1 protein-coding gene is annotated in these 1,431 nt (G+C 55.7%); it reads right to left on the minus strand.

What is annotated here, in order from left to right; genetic code table 11:
- Positions 1-311: 311 nt before the first annotated feature.
- A complete protein-coding gene (locus V6C07_RS07500) occupies positions 312-1,265 on the minus strand; it encodes a GGDEF domain-containing protein (protein WP_333535743.1) in 954 nt (317 codons plus the stop codon).
- Between the last annotated feature and the right edge of the window lie 166 nt (positions 1,266-1,431).

The raw sequence follows: 1,431 nt of genomic DNA on the forward strand, positions 1-1,431 counted from the left end.
GGCTGCGCCTGACCGTCATGGCCGCACACACCCGCAATGACCTGGACCACGCCGCGTCCAGCCTGCGCAGGGCGCTTGCAAGCGTTTGAAATTCCATGTTTCCGCTCCAGAACGGAACTAGAGCAATTTCACTTTGAAATTGCTCTGGCGGCTGCGTGAGCAGACGTTCGCTACGGAGGCGTAAGCGCAGTTTATCTGCGCGGTTAAACGCCGAAGTGAGCGTGCCTCAAACTTTGAGAATATATATTCTCAAAGTTAATCTGCTCTAACCGTCGCAGGCGCCCGTGCCCAGGGCTGCCATTGCCTGAAAATCAGGCTTGCAGCGTGTTCGCGCAAACAACACGGTTTCTGCCGGTTTTTTTGGCCTGATACAGGCAGGCGTCCGCCTCTTTCACCGTTATTTCAAAAACAGTCCTGCAGTCCGAGGGAAGCCTGCTGAGGTCGATGCAGCTCACCCCCAGGCTTGCCGTAATGGCAATATCGTGTCCTTCATACGTAACATGGCCGTCGCAAATCTGCCGCCGCAGACGCTCCGCAACGCCGTAGCCCGGCTGAAGGCCCATGCCGGGCAAAAGCAGAATAAATTCCTCTCCACCATACCGGCAGCACAGGTCATCTTCTCGCAACTGAGAAAGAAAAAGCTGGGCCATGTGGCGCAGCACCGCATCGCCACAGGTATGCCCCCATGTGTCGTTGATCTTTTTAAAGTAGTCGATGTCGGTCATGATGATGACGGCCTGCCCCTGGTAGGCTTCATCTTTAAGCACATCCAAAGCCTGGCTGAGAAAGGCGCGGCGGTTCAGCAGGCCCGTAAGGGAATCGCGGCAGGACATTTCCTTGTATCTGGTGGAAAGACGGGTGAGCTTGGACACGCTTTTATCCAGTTCCTCAACCATTGTGTTAAAGGCGGTGGAAAAATCGCCCAGGAAGTTGGCGCGATGTCTGTACTCCCCTTTGGCGATGCAACGGGCCTGCCACGTCAGATGCCGCAGGTTGGCCTGCAGCGCCTTGAGTGAACCGATAACATAGCCTCTTTCATTACAGTTGTAAGTCAGCTCTCCCTTGCCCAGGGCCTCGGTCATGCGGCGTATGCCCCAGAGCAGTTCGCAAAGCTGCTGCATGCCGCCGGCGTGGCGAATATTTTCAGGAATTTCATCGCTTTCAATGGCTTTACGGCTCAAAACCGCATGCACATAATTTATCACATCCTCTACCTGCGACTTTCCATCGCGGGCAACAAAAAGCCTGTCTCCGTTTTCTGCCATACTACACCACCTTGCGAAGCTGCCTTAGTGTATTTCGCACAGAGCATGACAAAACATGCCGCATGCCGCGTTCCATATCCGGCACAATGAGCGGCAACCCCCAAAAGCCAGGGCCACAGCATGCCGCCGCGAACCGCAATCCCCGGCAGCGCCCTGTCACGGGGCG

The sequence above is a fragment of the Desulfovibrio sp. 1214_IL3152 genome (genome assembly GCF_036763055.1).
In the GTDB taxonomy this organism is placed as follows: Bacteria; Desulfobacterota; Desulfovibrionia; order Desulfovibrionales; family Desulfovibrionaceae; genus Desulfovibrio.

Coding starts and splice junctions, on each gene's coding strand:
- V6C07_RS07500 (WP_333535743.1), bottom strand. CDS start 1,265: ATGGCAGAAAACGGAGACAGGCTTTTTGTTGCCCGCGATGGAAAGTCG.